At 72.3% G+C, this 19,540-nt stretch carries 18 protein-coding genes; 17 read left to right on the plus strand and 1 reads right to left on the minus strand.

All coding sequences use genetic code 11. The annotated features are described in order from the left end of the window. Nucleotides 1-369: 369 nt before the first annotated feature. From ACRYMN_RS10270 to ACRYMN_RS10290, 5 genes are all read left to right on the plus strand, one after another. Nucleotides 370-1,458, plus strand: a complete 1,089-nt coding sequence (locus ACRYMN_RS10270; RefSeq protein WP_432494635.1) for a ParA family protein — start codon at nucleotides 370-372, stop codon at nucleotides 1,456-1,458. Further along, complete coding sequence (locus ACRYMN_RS10275) at nucleotides 1,455-2,552, plus strand: hypothetical protein (RefSeq protein WP_432494637.1); 1,098 nt, start codon at nucleotides 1,455-1,457, stop codon at nucleotides 2,550-2,552. The genes ACRYMN_RS10270 and ACRYMN_RS10275 overlap by 4 nt, the downstream gene beginning before the upstream one ends. Before the next feature lie 165 nt (nucleotides 2,553-2,717). Continuing rightward, nucleotides 2,718-3,359, plus strand: a complete 642-nt coding sequence (locus ACRYMN_RS10280; RefSeq protein WP_432494639.1) for a prepilin peptidase — start codon at nucleotides 2,718-2,720, stop codon at nucleotides 3,357-3,359. Between the two features lie 401 nt (nucleotides 3,360-3,760). Then, nucleotides 3,761-3,997: a hypothetical protein gene (locus ACRYMN_RS10285; protein ID WP_432494641.1), complete on the plus strand. Its 237-nt coding sequence runs from the start codon at nucleotides 3,761-3,763 to the stop codon at nucleotides 3,995-3,997. Between the two features lie 403 nt (nucleotides 3,998-4,400). Continuing rightward, nucleotides 4,401-5,579: a helix-turn-helix domain-containing protein gene (locus ACRYMN_RS10290; RefSeq protein ID WP_432494643.1), complete on the plus strand. Its 1,179-nt coding sequence runs from the start codon at nucleotides 4,401-4,403 to the stop codon at nucleotides 5,577-5,579. 259 nt (nucleotides 5,580-5,838) lie between these two features. Here the strand turns inward: ACRYMN_RS10290 and ACRYMN_RS10295 are convergent, their stop codons facing one another. After that, on the minus strand, nucleotides 5,839-6,156 hold the full coding sequence (locus ACRYMN_RS10295; protein WP_432494645.1) for a hypothetical protein: 318 nt from the start codon (nucleotides 6,154-6,156) through the stop codon (nucleotides 5,839-5,841). A 492-nt stretch (nucleotides 6,157-6,648) separates the two neighbouring features. On the opposite strand from ACRYMN_RS10295, the gene ACRYMN_RS10300 reads away from it, so the two are divergent. From ACRYMN_RS10300 to ACRYMN_RS10355, 12 genes are all read left to right on the plus strand, one after another. After that, complete coding sequence (locus ACRYMN_RS10300) at nucleotides 6,649-7,380, plus strand: hypothetical protein (protein WP_432494647.1); 732 nt, start codon at nucleotides 6,649-6,651, stop codon at nucleotides 7,378-7,380. 128 nt (nucleotides 7,381-7,508) lie between these two features. Further along, nucleotides 7,509-8,276, plus strand: a complete 768-nt coding sequence (locus ACRYMN_RS10305; protein ID WP_432494649.1) for an SAF domain-containing protein — start codon at nucleotides 7,509-7,511, stop codon at nucleotides 8,274-8,276. Beyond that, nucleotides 8,276-9,178 carry a CpaE/TadZ family protein gene (locus ACRYMN_RS10310; protein ID WP_432494651.1) on the plus strand — a complete coding sequence of 301 codons (903 nt, stop codon included), beginning with the start codon at nucleotides 8,276-8,278 and terminating at the stop codon, nucleotides 9,176-9,178. Before ACRYMN_RS10305 ends, ACRYMN_RS10310 begins: the two co-directional genes overlap by 1 nt. Then, a complete protein-coding gene (locus tag ACRYMN_RS10315; protein WP_432494653.1) occupies nucleotides 9,171-12,170 on the plus strand; it encodes an ATPase, T2SS/T4P/T4SS family in 3,000 nt (999 codons plus the stop codon). The genes ACRYMN_RS10310 and ACRYMN_RS10315 overlap by 8 nt, the downstream gene beginning before the upstream one ends. After that, a complete protein-coding gene (locus ACRYMN_RS10320; protein WP_432494655.1) occupies nucleotides 12,167-13,141 on the plus strand; it encodes a type II secretion system F family protein in 975 nt (324 codons plus the stop codon). The genes ACRYMN_RS10315 and ACRYMN_RS10320 overlap by 4 nt, the downstream gene beginning before the upstream one ends. A gap of 8 nt (nucleotides 13,142-13,149) precedes the next feature. Then, complete coding sequence (locus ACRYMN_RS10325; RefSeq protein ID WP_432494657.1) at nucleotides 13,150-14,049, plus strand: type II secretion system F family protein; 900 nt, start codon at nucleotides 13,150-13,152, stop codon at nucleotides 14,047-14,049. A 42-nt stretch (nucleotides 14,050-14,091) separates the two neighbouring features. Continuing rightward, complete coding sequence (locus ACRYMN_RS10330) at nucleotides 14,092-14,433, plus strand: hypothetical protein (protein WP_432494659.1); 342 nt, start codon at nucleotides 14,092-14,094, stop codon at nucleotides 14,431-14,433. A gap of 7 nt (nucleotides 14,434-14,440) precedes the next feature. Then, entirely contained in the window at nucleotides 14,441-14,890 is a 450-nt protein-coding gene (locus ACRYMN_RS10335; RefSeq protein WP_432494661.1) for a TadE family protein, read from the plus strand. A gap of 144 nt (nucleotides 14,891-15,034) precedes the next feature. Further along, entirely contained in the window at nucleotides 15,035-15,433 is a 399-nt protein-coding gene (locus ACRYMN_RS10340) for a TadE/TadG family type IV pilus assembly protein (protein WP_432494663.1), read from the plus strand. Nucleotides 15,434-15,435: 2 nt separating this feature from the next. Beyond that, entirely contained in the window at nucleotides 15,436-15,936 is a 501-nt protein-coding gene (locus ACRYMN_RS10345; RefSeq protein ID WP_432494665.1) for a hypothetical protein, read from the plus strand. Nucleotides 15,937-16,016: 80 nt separating this feature from the next. Continuing rightward, on the plus strand, nucleotides 16,017-16,157 hold the full coding sequence (locus ACRYMN_RS10350; protein ID WP_432494666.1) for a hypothetical protein: 141 nt from the start codon (nucleotides 16,017-16,019) through the stop codon (nucleotides 16,155-16,157). 21 nt (nucleotides 16,158-16,178) lie between these two features. Further along, nucleotides 16,179-19,454, plus strand: coding sequence for a LysM peptidoglycan-binding domain-containing protein (locus ACRYMN_RS10355; RefSeq protein WP_432494668.1), 3,276 nt, complete (start codon nucleotides 16,179-16,181; stop codon nucleotides 19,452-19,454). The last annotated feature ends 86 nt before the right edge of the window (nucleotides 19,455-19,540 follow it).

Below are 19,540 nucleotides of genomic sequence, written 5' to 3' on the forward strand. Positions count from 1 at the left end.
CCCGACAGCCGCGCTGATGCACCGACCCGACAGCCGCGCTGATGCACCGACCCGACAGCCGCGCTGATGCACCGACCCGACAGCCGCGCTGATGCACCGACCCGACAGCCGCGCTGATGCACCGACCCGACAGCCGCGCTGATGCACCGACCGGACAGCCGCGCTGATGCACCGACCCGACAGCCGCGCTGATGCACCGACCCGACAGCCGCGCTGATGCACCGCGTTGATGCGCGTGTCGACAGCCAGGTTGGTGCACCAGCTCGCTAGCCTCCAGCACATGCTGGGCAGCCGAGGCCTGTGGACAAACATCCCGACCACCGCCGGAGGTGCCCGTCACGGCACTGACACGGGCGCAACGCTGGCGGAGTGGTCCCGGTGAGGGCTGCTGCTGACGCCATCGACTGGGAGGCCCTCGACCGCGTCGTCGCGGTCATCAACGGCAAAGGCGGGGTGCTCAAGACAGCCCTGACGGCGCACCTGGCCGGCTTGACCGCGCAAGCTCCGGACTACCGCGTGCTGGCCGTCGACCTCGACGTGCAGGGCAACCTGGCGCTCGACTTCGGCGTGCAGTCGAGCAGCGATCAGGGACAGGGCTTGATGCAGTCGGTCTTCCTCGGCAAGCCGTTGGAACCGCTGCGCGAGGTGCGCCCCGACCTAGACCTGGTCACCGGTGGGCGCGAGCTGGGTACGCTGTCGGCCTTCATCGCCCAGCAAGCCATGAGCCAGCGGGACCCCGATCTGCCGCTGCGGGCCCTGGCCACGAGCCTGGCGCCCATCGCCGGCGACTACGACTTCATCTTCATCGACTGCCCTCCCGGTGAGGAGGTACTGCAGCAGATGGCGCTGGGCGCCGCCCGGTGGGTCCTGATCCCGACCCGCACCGACAAGGCGAGCCGGGAGGGGATGGTCGCGGTCGCCGAGCGGTTCATCCGGGCCCGGGAAGGCAAGGCGCCGCAAGCCCTGGATCTGCTGGCTGTGGTCCTAGCCGGGGTCAACCCGTCGGCGAGCGCGTTGCGGGCGAACGCCCTGGCGGCCATGAAGGAAGACCTGGAAGCCTTTGGCGCCGACGCCGAGCGCCTGCTGACGGCGACGATCGTGCGCTACGCCGAGACGGTGGCGGTCGGTGCCCGCGATCGCGGCCTGCTGGTGCCCGAGCTGGTCAACGTCGCCGCCGAGGCGGAGCCGTGGTGGCAGGCGCTGCGCGATGGACGACCGCGATCGGACGTAGGGCGCTACCAGTCGGCCTCCGGCGAAGGGCTGGCGGACGACTACTTCGCCCTGGCCGCCGAGGTCCTCGGGCGCATCGGGGAGGAAGAGGCCGCTCAGCGCGCTGGCGTCCAGGACGAGCAGCTGCAGGATGGCGCTGAGGAGACTGATGGCGAGGCGGGCCCGCGAGCGCCGGAGCACGCCGAGGTGGGGCAGCTGCCCACGCAGACGCAGGGGGTGCGGGCGTGAGTGAGCCGAACCCGACGCTGGTGCGCCGTCCGGCGCCCAGCCGTGAGGAGATGAGGGCTGCCTTCAAGCGCAGCAGCCCGCCGCAGCCGTCGGGGGCGCCGCGTGCTGCGCGGGAGATCCCGGCAGGGATGGCGCGTGCCCGCAGGAGCGCCGGCTCGAGCGCCGCGCAGCAGTCGGGCGCCGGAGAGGCAAAAGAGGTGCTGGACGCGGCCGGCGAGGCTTCGCCGCCCACCGCTCCCACTGCGTCTTCTGCATCGTCTTCCCCATCGTCCGTGCGCGAGGAGCAGGCGTCGCTGGCATCGACGGCGCTGGCGCCGGGGGAGACGGTGCCGCGGGAGACGGTGCTGGGGGAGCGGGGCAGCGCCCCGGCGGCTGAGGCGCCGTCGCGGCCGCCGGCTGATCACCCGGTCGATCACGATGACGAGCGCGCTTCCGCTGGGGCGAAGAGCGCTGTGGACGGCTCGACGGGTGCTGGCGCTGGCGCGCTCGGTGCGGCAGCGGTAGAGGGTGTACCGGTCGATGCGGGGCGCTTCGAGGGGGCGTCTGAGGCCCTGACGGCGCCGGTGCCGGCGGGGCGCGGTGGTGTCCAGGCGCCGCTCGCCTCGGACAGCGAGGTCAGCGCACCCGCGGGCTCGGCTGCGCCGGCGCGCACCACGTCGCGCCCGTCACCGGAGAAGGCGCCGGGCAAGGCGCGAGGGCAGCGGGCGGTGGCGGCACGCACCTCCAGCGCTGCGTCAGCCGGCGAGGGTGCCTCCGGTGGGCACCGGACCGTCAGCAAGCTGCTGGTGAGCACGCACGCGCTGCTCAGCTCGGCGCGCAAGGCGACAGGGCGCACCAACACGGCCCTGGCGCTGCTGGCCATCGACCGCCAGGCCGAGCACCTGGTGCGCCTGCTGCGGGCGAGCCGCCCGACGCGCAGCGGCTCGCTGTTCAAGGAGTTGCCCGCCGAGGTAGAGCCCCGCGTGCGCGTGACCTTGGACTTCACCCCGGCGCAGGTGGAGGTGATCGACGAGCTGGCGCGGCGCCACGGCACTACCCGCCAGCAGCTCATCGACGTCAGCGTGGCCGCCGAGTACGGCGCCTCACCCCGGTGAGCACCAGCGGGCGCTGCCGCCTCGAGCCGGCGGCGCCCGGACGCAGGGGCAGCGCCGGCGGGCACGAGCAGCGGGGGAGTGGCGCGGCGGGGCAGCGGCGCAGGCGGTCAGTGCCGTGTCATGAGGCGCTGCTGTGCTCGTGACTCGGCGCGGCCGGAGGCGTTCGTGACGTCGTTCGCCGCGGCGCTGCCGGTGGCGCTGGCCGCCGCGGCAGCGTCCGTGCTCGTCGACCGGCGCCCCGGCACCGTGCCCGTGCGGCGGGGCCGCTGGTGGGCCCACGGGGCGGGCGCGGTGCTCGCGGGGCTGTTCGCCGCGTGCGCCGCGAGGGTGCTGCTCGAGCCGTGGGCGTGGGTGCCGTTCGCCTACCTGGCGGTGGCTGGTGTGGCGATGGCGCGCATCGACTTGCTCGAGCTGCGCCTGCCGGACCGGCTGGTGCTGCCGGCGTACCCGATCACGGCCCTCTGCTTCGGCGCTGCGGCTGCGGTGGGGGAGGGCTGGGCGGCACTGGCGCGGGCCGTGGGTGGGGCGGTGCTGCTGTGGGCGCTGTACCGCCTGCTGCGGGCGCTGCGCCCCGGTGAGCTCGGTCGCGGTGACGTCAAGCTCGCCGGCGTCCTGGGCGCGCAGCTGGGTTGGCTGGGGTGGGGCACGTGGCAGGCCGGGGCCGTGCTCGGCTTCGTCCTCTTCGTGGTGGGCGCTGTGCCCGCCGTGCGCTCGAAGCGCACCAGCTGGCACGCCAGGCGTGCTTTCGGCCCGTACATGCTCGCCGGCACGTTGGCCGCGGTCTACGGCCTCGCACTGAGCTCCTGACACTGCTCGTGTAACGCGCATCACGTGGTGTCCGCGATGAGGTGTGTCCGGTTCCGCCGCTGAGGCATACCTGGTCGTGGTGTGAAGAGCTACTTCCGTCCGCTGACCGCACGATCGACGACCACGACAGCTGCGCCGACCACGACAGCTGCGCCGACCACGACAGCTGCGCCGACCAGGACGGGTGGGCCGACCAGGACGGGTGGGCCGACGACGCCGACCGAGCCGGCCCAGCCGGCTACGACGCCTGCTGTGCCCAGCGCCGCCCTCAGCAGTGGGGGCGTTCGGTGCAGGAGTGGCTGCGGGGGCGTCGGGCGCGCCGTGTCGCAGAAGATCGACACGCTGCGCGCGTCGCGCGCCACATCCACGATTCGGAGTCGGCGTTGCTGTAGACCATGCGCATGGCTGAACGCAGAAAGCCCGGCCCCGTCCCCCGCGGGGTGCGCGAGCAGGTCACTATCCGCGTCCCCGTCGACCACAAGCGCGCCTACGAGCAGCGCGCCAGGGAGCTCGGCATCCCTCTCACTGACTACTTCACGCTGGTCATGGCGCGCGCGCACGACTTCGGCGACCCGGACTTCATCCGTCCGATCGGCGCCGGCGGCCCACAGCAGCAGGAGCTGCGCATCAGCGCCTAGCCCCACACGCGACGACGGCGGCTTCGCCGGTCGGGAGCGCCAACTCCCGTACTGACCGACTCCGCCGCCGTCCGGCCCCTTGATCGCATTGGCTACCCAGCCGCAATACCACTCAGGAGCTAGTCATGAGCGTAGACGCTCACCCCGCGTTTCGTGTAGTCCGAACCGGGCGACACGCCGTGCCGGAGGCCGAGCGTGGTACGGGCGTGACCTCCCGCGACCGTCCTGCGCACCTGAGTGGCCCGCCCGGTGGCCCCAGATGTGATGGCCGCGCCTCGCCACGACGTGCCGCAGAGCGCCACCTCGGCGCGCGCCTGGCGCCCGCCGGCCGCCTCGCGGCGATGCCGAGCGCAGCCCACACCCGCCTCGGGGACTGCTCGCAGGTGCTGGGCGGTGCCGCCCGATGAGCATCGTCCGCGGCGCCTACGCCGCTCCGCACTGGGCCAACTCCCAACGGGTGGGCGACGTCGGCACCAAGGCGACGCTGATGCTGCTGGCTGCCTACGCCGATGAGGACTTCTCCTGCTTCCCCGGCCAGGAGCGCATCGCCGAGGAGACCGAGCAGTCGGTGCGCACCGTGCGCCGCCAGCTCGACGTCCTCGAGGAGGTCGGTCTAATCTCGCGCGAGCCGCGCTACGTCTTCTCGGAGGCCTCCGGCAAGCGCGTGCGCACCAGCGACCGCTTCGTGCTGCACCTCGATGTCACCGCCACCAAGGCCGACGTCAAGGCCGCCCAGGAGCGCATCGCGGCGGGGGAGCAGACCAAGAAGACGGCCCGGTCGAAGGCCACCGCAGGGTCCGAAGACCTACCGGTCAATCTGGCCGGTAGGTACGAAGTCGACCTACCGGCCAACGTGACCGGTAGGTCGGATGAGGACCTACCGGTCAATCTGGCCGGTAGGTCCGAGCGGGCACCTACCGGCCACAGCGAGCGGACCTACCGGCCAAATTCGACGAGTACACCGGTCACCAGTGACCGGGTAACTCCTAGAAGAACTCCTAAGAAGATCAACACCTACGTCACGTCCACGTCCGCACGTGACGTGACGTCGGCCGCGGATCGAGGGAGAGGGGCAGGTACCCCGGCGCGGGACCTGGTCGAGGTCAGTCCCACCGACAGCAGCCGTGACGCCGTCCGCAGCGGCGGTGCCGTCGGTACCGGTGCTGATGTCGGTGCTGATGTCCTCGTCGACGTCGACGAGGTCGAACGCACGGTGGTGCAGCTGCCGCAGCAGCTGCACCCCACCGTCGGGGACGCCATGCGCCTGGGGCGCCTCGTCGAGCAGCGGATGCGGCGCGGGTGGACGCGCCAGGACATCCTCGACGTGGTGGAGAGCCGGCTGCGTCCGGGCGCCTTGGACAACCCCTGCGGCTTGTTCGCCAAGACGCTCATCCCGCTGGAGGAGGCTCCTCCGCGCCCGCACCAGGCCCAGTTGACCCTGGTCAAGCCCTGGTGCGGGCAGTGCGACGAGAGGACCCGACGCGTACTGGACGAGAGCGGCTTCCCCGACTTCACCGTGCCGCCGTGCATCGAGTGCGAGCAGCTGCTCTTCGCCCAGCACATGGAGCGGGGAGCCTCGTGACCCGGCTGCCGTGCGCGGTGCACGTCATCGACAGCCGTACCTCTGGGGTGGGGACTTCGACCCTCAGGCTCGTGCCGGCCTGCACGCCCGCCGACGGCTCACCGCCGCTCGCGCGCCCTCGTCGAGCGCCCACCCCGCCTCCGCTGCCGTGGCCGCACCCGTCCTGGACCGAGTCGCTGCCTCGCAGGGCGCTCGCACGAGGCAGCGATGCTCCCCGTGCTGGTGCGCGGGTGCAGCACCGGTGCCCCGCCGGCGTCCGTCAGCCGCGGCGCAGGTTGTTGTCGATGGCCAGGAAGCCGATGGCCGGGTCGGGGTCCGGCCCCCTCCAGTCCTTGATGCAGATGACACCATCGCCGTTGCGGTCGATCCGGGCGAAGAAGCCCGGGTCCTGCGGGTTGCTCAGCTGGGTGCTGGCAAACCACGGCGCGTGGCAGGCACCCAGCGGCACCGGCGTCGCTGCCGCCGTCCCGGCCCCGGCGGCGCCCAGCGCGACCACGACCGCCGCTCCCGCCGCTCCCGCCGCCGCCCGCGCGGCGCGCACCTTCCACGATCCCGTCGTCCCGTTGCGCAGCCCCATGGCCGTCCCCCTCGTCGCACCCCCGGTGCACCAGCGCCTCATTGCACTGCCCGGCGGCTCCCGGTGCGCAAACGCTACTGCGCGGACCCTGGCACGCACAGCCCCCGCGGAAGCGAAGCAGCGATAGGGCCCCGCGAGCCGTGCGGATGGGTCGGCGGCCAGGTCCAAGCCGCAGGCGAGGGCACCGGCGCGCGCGAGCAGGTCGCCCGCCCCAGTGACCACCGGCTCTGTGTCCGTACACATCCACACCGGCGGATGGGTCGAAGATTGCCGGTGGGCTGCTCGGGCCAGTCACCGACCGCGCCGGGAGGACTGGTGAGCATCAGCCTCGATGGCGTCGTCAGCCAGGCGATCGCTCGTGAAGTGGTGTGTCCGGTCCTGGATGTTTCGCCTACCTGAGCCGTGGTGAGGAACCCCTGGTTCCTCGAGCGGCTCCGGCGGGCCGCTCCCGCTACGGGCCGGCCGCGTGCCGGAGGAGGATCGGTGGCGAGGATGGGCACCACCCATGAGGAGCGGAACGGCGAAGTTGAGGTTGAGCTGGGGGAGCGGGCGCACGAGCCGGTGAGCTCCTTCGCTGAGGAGCCCGGCGAGCTGCGGCACCGCCGCCAGCACCAGCACCTGCGCGAGCAGCTGCTCGCGCAGGCGGCAGACGACGTGCACGAGCAGGTCGACCTCGACCGGGACGAACGGGGCATCGGCCAGGCGGCCGCTCTGAGCCTGCAGCGGGCCGGTGGCCACCTCGCCTGCCCGGCGTGCGCCGCTGCGCGCGCCGCGAGTGCCCGGCTGGCTGATCGCGCTCGTGTGCGACGCCGGGCCGCCGAGGTCAGGGCCGGGCGGGCCGAGCTCACCCGCCTGCTCTGCGCCTACCGACAGGAGCAGCGGATCGAGGACCGCTTCGAGCTGCGGGGCGTCGTGACGTCGCTGCTCGTCGCCGGCTGGTGCCTGGCCCGCGAGCACGCCTGGTCGCTGCCCGCAGGGTGGCTGGTACTCACCGCCACCCTGCTCAGGGCGGTGGGGCTCTACCGCGCCTGCGAGCCGTGGCTGCTGAACGCCTGCCAGCGCCGCTTCCCCTGGCACGAGCCCTCGCCGCAGGTGCTGCGGCGCTGGCTGCGGTGGCAGCACCGGTGGGGCAGCCACCGCGAGCTCCGCTGGCCCGGTGACGAGCACTGGCCGACGAGCCGCAGCGAGCCGCGCGACACTGCCCGTGTAATCCTGCGGGAGTAGTAACCGTTACTCTTTGCGTGCAACACTGACGCGAAAGGCGCCCTGCGCGAACCCCTGCCGAGCACCGCGACGACACGCAGCGCGACATCAGTCGCAACGACCAGGCCAGCTGCGGGAGGACACCCACCGTGACGGTACCCACCACGCGCCCCCACCAGGGCCCGGCGACGCTGAACGGCAGCTCCCCGCAGGCCGGCGACCCCGGCGGGGGACGGGGCGGCAAGACGAGCGGCCGGCAGAGCGCCAGCCCCACCAGCTCGAGCCGGCGCCCGCAGCTTGCCGCCCGCCCGGCGACCCCCGTGCGCGGGCGCCGTCGCCCCGCCCTCATCGGTGCCGGTGCCCTGCTCATCGTCCTGCCCAGCCTGGCAGCGGCCTGGTTCTTCAACTCCAGCCGCGACGTCAGCTCCGCGCTGGTCATGGCCCAGACCGTCGAAGCCGGAGCGGTCATCGAACGCGACGACCTCAGCGTGGCCGAGCTACCGCAGGACTCCAGCCTGCGCAGCATCGACCCCTCGCGCGCCGAGACGGTCCTCGGCCAGCGCGCCGCCACCGACCTGCCCGTCGGCGCGGTCTTGAACCCGAACTCCACCGTCGCCGAGGTCGTGCCCGCCAAGGAGCGAGCCGTCGTCGGCGTGTTGCTCACCCTGGCGCAGATGCCGCAGGACACCCTGCGCGTAGGAGACAACGTCCGCCTCGTCGACGTCCCCGCCAACGACACCACCTTGAGCCTTCAGAACCCGGCCAGCATCGACGGGGTCATCGCCTCCGTCGGCGCTGCGGACGCCAACGGCGCCACCGTCGTCAACGTCGACGTCCAGGCCGGGCAGGCGGCGCTGCTCGCCTCGCACGCCGCCATCAGCCGCATCACCCTCGTCCTCGACGCCAGGGAACGCTGATGGCCACCATCGCCCTGGTCAGCGCCAAGGGCGCTCCCGGCGTGACCACCACGGCGCTGGCGCTGACCTTGACGTGGCCCAGTCACGTCCTGCTCGCCGAGTGCGACCCGGCCGCCGGCAACGCCATCCTCGCCGGGTACGGACAGCACCTCACCGACGTCAGCCAGGGCCTGATCGGTCTGGCGCTGGCCGAGCGCCACGGTCAGTGGGGCGAGGCGATGCTCTGGGCGCAGACCATGCAGCTGCGCGAGGGCAAGCACCTGCTGCCCGGGCTGGCCGAGAGCGCGCAGGCGGCGAGCATCAACCCGCTGTGGTCACGCCTGGCCAGCACCTTCACCAGCCTTGAGCGCGGGGGAGTGGACGTCGTCATCGACGCCGGCCGCCTTAGCGCCGTCCACTCGCCCATGCCGCTGCTGCGTCAAGCCGATGTCGTCCTGCTGGTCACCCGCAGCAACCTGCCGGCCATCTCCGCCGCCCGAGCACACCTGAACGCCCTGCGCACCGACCTCGCCGAACGCGGCACCGGCGCTGACGGGCTCGGGCTGCTGCTGGTCGGCGAGGGCCAGCCGTACTCCGCCCGCGAGATCGCCACCAGCCTGCAAGCGCCCGTGCTCGCCTCGCTGGCCTGGGACCCGCTGGCCGCTGACGTCTACACCTACGGCGCCACGGCTCACCGCCGCCACGACAACTCCGCCTTCCTGCGCAGCGTGCGCGCCAGCCACGACCCCATCGGCCAGCTGCTCAACCGGCGCGCCGGGCAGCTGCGTGCTCCACACCCCACGCCCGGCGGCACGCCCCCGGCTGCCCCCGCGGCCACCAGCGCCGCCGCGACTCCCCGTCTCCGGGCCGGCGGCCGCCCGGTGACGATCTCCCACACCACCGCGGAGAACGCCCGTGCCTGACCTCGACAACGCAGACCCCGCGCACCCCTCCCTCGACGACGCCCTCGAGCGCCTCACCACCGCACCCACGGCACGGCGCTCGCGGGCAAGAGCCGGTCAGCGTCCCGGCCTGCCCGGCACCCCGGCCGGCACCGACCCCAGCTTCATCGGCGCCACGCCCAGCGCGACCCAGCCGGTACCGGGGGACGACGTCCCCACCTCGGCGACAGGCGGTGCTGGCGAGCGGAACCCGCTGCGCGACGACATCAACTGGGACCTGGTCACGATGCTGCGCCAGCAGGCAGCTGAGCGCTTGACCGTCCGCGAGCTGGCGCGCCCCGAACTCGACCAGGGCGCGCGCGAGGAGATGGGCCGCAGCGTCATCGCCGAAGTCCTGCGCGAGCACGCCGACAGCGCCATCGGCGTCGGGGACAACTTCACCCCCGACCAGGAGCAGCAGGTCGCCAAGGCGCTGTTCGACATGCTCTACCGCGCCGGGCGCCTGCAGCCCCTGCTGGACATCCCTGGAGTGGAGAACATCCGCATCCAGGGCTGCGACAACGTCATGGTCCGCGTCAGCGGCAGCCAGTGGCAGCTCGCCCCGCCGGTTGCGCGCAGTGACCAGGAGCTCATCGAGACGCTGCAGTTCCTGGCCACCCGCAGCGGGCAGAGCGAGCGCGCCTTCACCGCCGCCAGCCCGCACCTGCACATGGTGCTGCCCGGTGGTGCGCGCCTGGCCGCCAACAGCTGGACGACCCCTCGCCCGGTGGTCACCATCCGCATCCACCGCCACGTCGACGTCGACCTCGACGACCTCGTCGGGCTCGGCATGCTGGACGAGGCGATCGCGCAGTTCCTGCGCGCCTGCGTCAGCGCCCGCAAGAGCATCATGGTCGCCGGTGACCAGTCCGCGGGCAAAGCCTTGGCCTTGGACACCGAAGTCCCCACCCCAGCGGGATGGACCACCATGGGGGCGTTGAACGCCGGTGATCAGGTGTTCGCCGAGGACGGCACGCCGTGCACCGTGCTGGCGGCCCACGACGTCCAGCTGCAGCGGGAATGCTACGAGGTCGTCTTCGACGACGGCACGAGCGTCACCGCCGATGGTGATCACCTGTGGCGGGTCAGCCGACGCACCGCGCGCATAGCTGCGTACAAGAAGACGCTCAAGGGTCCTAGCCACTACGTCGACGAGGTCGAGCGTGCTCGCCTGTGGGCCTTCGCCGAACGGGCCGCCGCCGAGCCCGACCGCCAAGTCACGGTGAGCGAGTTCTGCGCCGAGGTCGGAGCTGCGCACCGCGAGATCGCCCACCGCGAGGCGCTGCGCATGGGGCCCGGCGGACACACCTACGTCTCCTGGGTCCGTCACGACGGGCGTCGCGGCGGGCGACCGATGCACACCTACTCGCGCCAGGCGCTGGCCAAGGCCCTGGCGGTCGCGCGCGACACCCCGACCCGCGGGCGCGTCCCCCGCCCCGAGACCCAGGTGCTCACCACCCGGCAGATGCTCGAAGCTGGCGTGTGGAGCCACGGGGAGAGCACGTGGCGCACCCGCGACTTCGTCATCGACCTGAGCGGGCCCGTGCAGTACGCACCGACCGCTCAACCCGTCGACGCCTACGTCCTGGGCATCTGGCTGGGCGACGGAGCCACCTCGGGGGCGCGGATCACCACCGCCGACCCGGAAGTGCTCGACGAACTCGCGCAGGCGGGCTACGCCCACGCGAAGGTCGCACGCAGCAAGTACGACTACTCCATCGCCGGCAACCTGCACAGCCGCCTGCGTGCCCTGCACCTGCTCGGCGACAAGCACATCCCCACGGTGTACCTGCGTGGTTCCGTCGAGCAGCGCCTCGCCCTCTTGCAAGGACTCATGGACTCCGACGGGACCGCGACGAAGAGCGGTGCCTGTGAGTTCGCCTCGACCCTGCGCATCCTCGCTGAGCAGACGCACGAGCTGGTGTGCAGCCTGGGGTACAAGGCGCACCTGCGCTCCAAGCCCGTCATCTGGAAGGGACAGCCCACCGGCACCTGCTGGACGGTCTCGTGGACCACGACGAACCCCATGTTCCGCCTGCCGCGCAAGCTCGAGCGCCAGGAACGACGCAAGAGCGCCGGCCCGCGCGCCCGCGCCATCGTCGACATCCGCCCGGTCGCCTCGGTCCCCGTGCGGTGCATCACGGTCGACTCGCCGTCATCGCTCTTCCTGATCACCCGCGCCTTCGTCCCCACGCACAACACCACGCTGCTGCGCGCGCTGGCCAACGAGCTGGACCCGTGGGAGTCGATCGCGACGATCGAAACCGAGTACGAGCTCTTCCTCCACCTCTCACCCGAGCGCCACCGCCTGATCCTGGCGATGGAAGCACGACCGGGAACCGGCGAGCGGCAGGCCGACGGCACGCGCAGCGGCGAGGTGACCTTGACCGACCACCTGGAAAGCTCCCTGCGCCACTCCCTGAACCGCATCATCGTCGGCGAGTGCCGCGGTCCCGAGGTCGGCCCCATGCTGCAGGCGATGCAGGCCGGCGCTGGTGCGATGTCCACCGTGCACGCCGTCAGCGCCGAGAAGACCGTGCAGCGCCTGGTCACCATGCTGGCCAACTACATGCCGGGCGCCACCCCCAACTTCGCGCTGCTGCAGATCGCCAGCAGCATCGACGTCATCGTGCAGTTGCGCGTGATGCCCACCAGGACCGGCGGCGGCTACCGCTACGTCTCCGAGGTCATCCAGCTGAACGGGCTGGCCGACGGCGCCACCGGCATGGCCGACACCACCCACGTCTTCGCCCCCGGTGAGGACCGCCGGGCGCTCCCAGCTCACCAGCCGACGTGGCTGAGCGACCTGGAGGACGTCGGCTTCGATGCGGGCTGGCTCACCCCAGGTGTCGGGTACTGGCCCGAGCTGGAGCCGCTGCTCGGCTTCGAGGGGGAGCTCGACGACGCGGACGACCGGGATGAAGTTGCATCCGAGCAGTACGAGCACGCGCCGGCCGCTGGCGGTGCGCGGTGACCGGCACGGTCGGCGCGCTGATCGGCGCCACTGCCGGCCTGGGAGTCTTGCTGCTCATCCTCGGGCTGAAGCGCAGCGAACCCACCGATGCGCACCTGATGCTCTCCCAGCGCCGGCGGCTGAGCCTGCGGCGGATGCGGCGCGCAGTGAGCACCGAGCCGACCAACCCCAAGCGCCTGCGCGTGTACCTCGTCATCGTCGCCGCGCTGGCCGGCGCGCTCGTGTGGCTGCTCAGCGGCTGGATCATCGCCGTCCTCGTGCTGCCCATCGCCGCGCTGGTGCTGCCCGTGGTGCTCGCCGGCCTGCTGGGCAAGTCCCCGCAGGTCGGAGTCATCGAACGCCTCGAAGCCATGGAGGAGTGGACGCGCAACCTCGCCGGGGTCCTCGGTGTCGGCGGCGCCGGCCTGGAGGCAGCCATCACCGCCTCCCGCGCCTCGTGCCCCAAGGCTCTGCACCCGCACGTGGCCCTGCTCGTCGCGCGCCTGGCCGCCCGCACGCCCACGGACCTGGCGTTGCGCCAGTTCGCCGACGACGTCGACGACGCCACCGGCGACCTGATCGCCAGCGCGCTGATCCTGGCCGCTCAACGCCGCGGCGAGGGCGTGGTGAAGGTGCTGGAGAACCTGGCCGAGACGGTCTCCGACGAGGTGCGCATGCGCCGCGACATCGAAGCCGACCGGGCCAAGCCGCGCACCACCGCCAGGCTGGTGACCCTGCTGACCCTGGCGGCGCTGTTGTACCTCTTCGCCAGCGGCACCTACCTGGGCCCTTACAAGGACGGTGTCGGCCAGGTCATCCTGCTGGCGCTGCTCAGCGCCTACGTCTGCTGCCTGCTGTGGATGCAGCGCCTGGCACGGGTGCGCCCCAGCCCGCGCTTCCTGTCCGCCGACCACGCCGTGGGCCTGCGCCCCGACGGCGGCACCTCGCGCGCGGACCGGCCGGCGCTCGCAGTGAGGGCAGGCGCGCGGTGATCCCCCTCGTGGTGCTTCTGGGCGCCCTCGTCGGCGCCGGCCTGCTCGTGCTCGCGCGCGAGTTCATCCCGCAGCAGGCGCGACTGTCGGACGCCCTGCAGCGCCTGGACACCTCCCCGACGCTGTCCTACCGCTACCGGCCCGAGGCCGTGGAGAGCGGCGCGCAGGCCAAGGTGGGGCACTGGCTGGAGAAGCGGATGCCTCCCGGGTTGCGCGGGCAGGTGCTCGGATCCGACCTGGCCCTGCTGGGTCGCTCGAGCGCGAACTTCCTCGGCGAGAAGGCGCTCACGGCACTCGTCGGCTTCATGCTCCCCATCGTCGGCACGATGACGATGACGATCGCCGGCTCGCTGATGGGCGCTCCGCTCTCCCTGCCCTTCATGCTCCCCGCCGGCGCGGCGGTCGGCCTGGCCGTCATCGGGTTCCTGCTGCCCGACGCGCAGCTGAAGCAGCGCGCCGCCATCGCCCGCTTGGAGTTCTCCCGCGCCGTGGGCGCCTACATCGAGCTGGTGGCACTGGAGCGCAAGGCGTCCTCCGGACCGGTGCAGGCGCTGGAACGGGCCGCTGAGGTCAGCGACTCGTGGGTCTTCCGCCGCATCCGCGAGGAGCTTCGCCTGGCCAAGATCTCCGGCGTGCCGGCCTGGGACAACCTGCAGGTCTTCGCGACCGAGATCGGTGTCAGCGAGCTGTCCGACCTCGCCGACATCATGCGCCTGGCCGGTACGCAGAACGCCGCGGTCGCCGAGAACCTGCACGCTCGCTCGCGCAGCCTGCGAGGCGCCCTGCTCAGCCACGAGAAGGCGCAAGCAGCTGCCGACTCCACGCGTACGACCTTCCCCATCGCGACGCTGGGCCTGATCTTCCTGGCGCTCCTGATCATCCCCGCCGGCCTCACCATCTACGGCTGACGAGGAACCGTTCCACCGCCCGCGCAGAAGGACCCCGACCCCATGACCAGCCCCACGACGAACGCCGCGACCAGCCCCGCGACCAGCCCCACGACGTCCATGGAGGAGCTCGACATGACCACGACCAAGATCGCTCAGCCGATCGCCAAGCGCGTGCGCGCGAGTCTCCTGCGCGATCAGCAGGTGCTGGCCGCCCTCCTGCTCTTCAGCGCCCTCACCGGCTGGTCGCGAGGCAAGCACCTGCAGGAGCAGCAGGAGGACCGCGAAGCTGGTGTGACGACGCTGGAGATCGCGGTCATCGCGCTGGGGTTGTTCCTGCTCGCCGGCGTCGTCGTCGCGGCCATCACCGCGGCCGTCAACAACAACCTCGGCCAGATCGGCTGAGTCGACGATGAGGAGGGCTGCTCGACACCGCTTCCACGTGGCGGCACCCGCTGCCGCCGTTGGGGCCCAGTGCGCTGCGGATGAGGACGAGGTCGACGGCGGCGTTGCCACGCTCGAGATCAGCATCCTCATGAGTGCAGTCCTCCTCGTCGTCTTCGCCCTCATCCAGGGCGGTTTCTGGTACCACGCCCGCACGGTCGCTCTGGGAGCCGCCGAGGAGGCCGTGCGCGCCGAGCGCTACGACGGTTCCGGAGGGGGAGGAGCTCAGGTGGCCATGGACTTCATCACCCGTGTCGGTGGCGACCGCGTGCTGCAGGCCCCGGGCGTCAACGTCCAACGCAGCCCTCTGCAGGTCAGCGTCACGGTCACCGGCCGCTCCATGCAGTTGGTTCCCGGCTTGACCATCGAGGTCAGCCAGAGCGCAGCGGGCCCCGTTGAACGCTTCACCAGCTCCTGAACCAGTTGCCGCCGAACGACACGAAGGAGCAGTGAGCCGATGGCCCGCCGCACCGCCCTCCGCGCGCTCCGAAGCCTGCCGTCCGCGCGGTCAGGCTCGACGGGCTGCCAGGCACGCGAGGCCCGCGAGGAGCGTGAGCGTGGCATGGCCACCGTGGAACTGGCCATCGTCGCCGTCGGCCTGCTCCTGCTGCTGTCCCTGCTCGCCGCGGCAGGGCGCGTCTCGCAGGCACAGGGCGCGGTGAACCAGGCCGCCGCCGACGCCGCCCGCCAGGCCTCGCTGGCTCGCAGCGCCGCAGCCGCCGCCACCAGCGCGCGCAGCGGTGCCCTGAGCACGCTGGCCCGGCAAGGACTGCGGTGCGCAGGCGCCCAGGTGAGCATCGACACCGCCGCCTTCTCCACCGCGGTGGGAACCGACGCCAACGTCTCAGCCACCGTCACCTGCCCCGTGGCCCTGGGGGACATCGCCCTGCCCGGGTTGCCGGGCACGAAGGTCGTCACCGCTACCTGGGTCTCCCCGCTCGACACCATCCGGGAGCGCTGACCGTGACGTTCACCGAGCCCGACGCTCATCCGGCCGTTCTCACCGAAGGCGGATCCGGCGACGGGACCTGCCGTGGCAGTCGGGTTGAGCGCGCCGACGAGGGAAACCTGTCACTGTTCGTCGCCGTCATCGCCGTGGCCCTGCTCGCTGTCATCGGGCTGGCCTACGACGGTGCGGCCAAGGTGCAGGCCACCCAGCAAGCCGACCTGGCGGCCGCGGAAGCCGCACGGGCAGCGGGGCAGGAGCTGAACGTCGGCACAGCGATCCTGACCAGCGGACGGTCCACCCCCATCGACCCAGCCGCCGCAGCGGCCGCGGCGAACCGCTACCTCGCCGCGGCGGGGATGAACGGATCCGCCGCTGTCACGGGGGAGACCGTTACTGTGACAACGAGGGTGCAGTGGAGGCCCGTGCTGCTGACCGTGGTCGGAGTCGGGCCACAAGCAGTCGAAGGCCACGCCACTGCCCGGGCCGCGAACGGCATCACCGAGGAGACGCCATGACCCAGCTGCGAGGCGTTCCGGTGACCGCGCCCGCACCGGCAAGCCGACGGGGCGTCTACACGCGCGCGCTCCTGGCTGCGGTGGCAGGTCTCCTGCTGGTGGTCGGTGCGCCCGTCGCGCTGGTGGTGTTCGCGGGTAACCCGCTGCCCGAGGACGTGTCCTGGACGGCGATGCAACGGGTCCTCAGCGAGCCGGACATCGACGGCGGTGTCTTCCTCTAGACCCTCGCCGTCGTCGGCTGGTTGGGATGGGCGAGCCTGTTCATGTCCATCGTCGTCGAGGTCATCGCCTTCGCCAGGCACCGGCCCGCGCCTCGACTGGGCGCGGCCTTCAGCGTGCAGCAGCAGTTCGCCGCAGGCCTCATCGGAGCCATCACGCTTCTCTTCCTCGCGCCGGCCAGCGTCGCGGCGGCCGCCGGCCCCAGTGCTGCGGGCGCAGTACGTGCGCAGTCCTCGGTCAGCGTCGCGCCGGCTCAGGCGTCCACGCCGACCACCGCGGGCACGAGCTCGGCAACTTCCACGGCACGCACGCCCAAGGCAGAACCCGTCCTGTACACGGTGCAGCCTGGCGACAGCCTGTGGTCGGTGGCGGAGGCGCACTTGGGTGACGGCAACCGGTACAGCGAGCTCGCCGCGCTGAACAGCGCCCGCGTGCAGCCCGACGGCGACCACCTCGACGACAGCCACTGGCTGCGCCCTGGTTGGGTCCTCGAGCTGCCGGCCGACGCGGGCGCAAAGGTCGCCCCGGCCGGTGGCTCCAGAGTCGTGGCGGCGGGGGAGAGCTTGTGGTCGATCGCCGACGGGATGGCCGGGCCTGGCGCGACCAACCAGGAGGTCGCTGACCTCGCCGAGCAGATCGTCGAGCACTCCCGCGGCCTCCAGCAGCCCGGTGGAGCGCGCCTGCAGGACCCCAACGTGATCTTGCCCGGGTGGACGCTCGCGGCCGCCGACACCACCGCCGACACCACCGCCGTCACTCCGGCGGCGCCTGCTCCGGCGGCGCCTGCGCCCTCGAGCGCGGCGCCCTCCAGCGCATCCACCACCACTCCGCAGCCTTCGAGCTCCACGGCCGCGAACGCGCCAGGATCGCCGACAGCACCGCAAGCAACCGCCTCGGCTCCAGCACCCACCACGGGGGCAACGACGTCGGCGCCTGTGACGGCAGCCAGCGGCGCCGCGTCCACGACCGACCCGGCCGAGGAGGCCGCCTGGCCCCTTCGCACCGTCGGTGGAGTCGGTGCCCTCCTGGCGGCCGGTGTGCTGAGCTTGCTGGCAGCACGGCGAGCACGTCAGCAGCGTCGCCGCCGACCGGGCCAGCGCATCGCCATGCCCAGCCCGCAGGATGAGATCACCGAGCTGGAGCTGCGCGCCGTGGAGAACCCGCACGCCGTGCAGCAGGTCGACACCGCACTGCGCGGGCTGGCGCTGTGGCTGCACGAGAACGACCGGCCGCTGCCGGCGCTGAACCTCGCACGCCTGGCCGCGGACCGCTTCCAGCTGCACCTGGCCGAGCCCACGCAGCTGCCGGCGCCGTGGAGGGCCACGGGGGACCCCACGGTCTGGGCGCTGGCGTGCGACCCGGAGGACCCCGACGCGCTCTACGTGCCGCAGCGCAGCGACGGCACGGCTGTGGACGCGGACCTGGTGGCCCAGGTGCCCGCGCCCTACCCGAGCCTCGTTGTCATCGGCCAGGACCTCGACGGCACCCACGTCCTGCTCGACCTCGAGCAGCTGGTCGCCATCAGCATCAACGGGGATGTCACCCGCAGCGAGCAGGTTCTGCGAGCGCTCGCGGTCGAGCTGGCCACCAGCACGTGGGCCGACGACCTGCGCGTGAGCCTGGTCGACTGCTGCGAGGAGCTCCCGGAGGCGTTGGGGTCGCTGCGGGTGCGGCACCTGCGCGATGTCGAGGAGCTGCTGCGTGACCTGGAGGCGCACAGCCGTTCCACCGCGCAGCTGTTGCAGCGCGACGGCGTTAAGGACGTGGCGCAAGCTCGCGCTCAGCACGTGGCCACCGAGGCCGCGGCACCGGAGATCGTGCTGCTGGCCACGCCCATCAGCGACGAGCAGCGCGACCGACTGGACCGGGTGCTGGGCGAGCACCCGCGCCTGGGCATCGCAGCCGTCACCGCCGGTGCCGCTGCCGACATCGACAGCTGGACGCTGACGCTCGACGACCCGGCCTTCAACCTCGACCCGGCGGCGGGTGGGGCGAGCGAGGAGGTTAGCAGCGAGATCGAAGGCTCCGGCACTGCGACGCTGGAGGAGTTGTCGCTGCGCATCGTGCCCCAGCGCATCGACGACGCCGAGTACGCCAGCATCCTCAACCTGCTGCGCGCCACCACGGCCAGCTCCACGGACGAAGAGGTCGACGCGATGCCGGCCGAGCGCCACGTGGACGACCTTCCCCCCGTCATCGTGCTGCCCCTCGCGGACTTCTACAGCGACCTTCCGCACGCCAGCATCGACCTGCGCGAGATCCCCGCCCACGCCGGCGCATCACCCACCGGCCACGAGGCAGCAGCGACCGCACCACTGCCTGCCGGCACCGAGCAGGACGTCGAGCACGACGTCCTCGGCGACGTCACTGCCCACGGCCAGGAGGTCACGGAGCCCCCCCAGAAGCAGCAGGAGGCCGGGACGACGCACCTAGCCGACGCTGATCCCGCGAGCGCTGATCCCGCGAGCGCTGACCCCGCGAGCGCTGACCCCGCGAGCGCGGCGCTGACCCCGGCCAGTGACCTCGGTGAGGACACGCCCGGAGCCACGGTGCAGCGTCTGCACCCGCCGCTGCTGCGGGTGCTGGGCACCGTCGACGTCATCAACACCCACGGCCAGGTGCCCGACGACCGCGGCCGGCTGGGTCGAGGGCTCGAACTGGCGATCCTGCTGGCCTTCTTCCCCGGCTTGGACCACCGGGGCGTGGACGCCAAGCTCTCCCCGAACAGGCCCATCGCCACCGCCACTCGCAACAAGTGGTCCTGGGCCATCCGCAAGCTGCTGGGCACCGACGAGAACGGCGACGACTACATCCCCAAGTTCTCAGAGTCGACCGGCTTCCGCTACCACCTGCACCCGGCGGTGCGCACCGACTGGGACGTCTTCAGCGAGCTTGCCGCCGACCGCTCCACCGCCTCGAAGGTCAAGGCCCTGCGCCTGGTGCGCGGCGCGCCGTTCAGCGGCATCGACCCACGCCGCTACACCTGGTCCGAGGGCCTGCACCAGGAGATCGTCAGCACCATCGTCGACGTGGCCTTCGAGGTGGCCGAGCGGGCGCTGGCCTCCGGCAACCCCGAGCTCGCCCGTGAGGCATCGGCCATCGGGCGCCTGGCCGAGCCGGGCTCGCAGGTCCTGTGGCGCGCGACGCTGCGCGCGGACTACCTGCTCGGCGAGCTCGACGCGCTCGCCGAGCACGCCGAGCGCCTCAGCGAGAGCAACGACGACGACCTGGAGCCCGAGACGACCCAGCTGCTCGGCGAGCTCCTGCAGGGGCCCGCAGCCCGTGCGAGCGCCCAGTGACGCGCACCCTCAGACCCACAGCGAGAGGACTGATCGAGATGGACACCACCACCCAGCGTGAGCAGACTCGGGACCACCCGTTAGAG

The organism is Kineococcus gypseus (genome assembly GCF_050871305.1).
In the GTDB taxonomy this organism is placed as follows: domain Bacteria; phylum Actinomycetota; class Actinomycetes; order Actinomycetales; family Kineococcaceae; genus Kineococcus; species Kineococcus gypseus.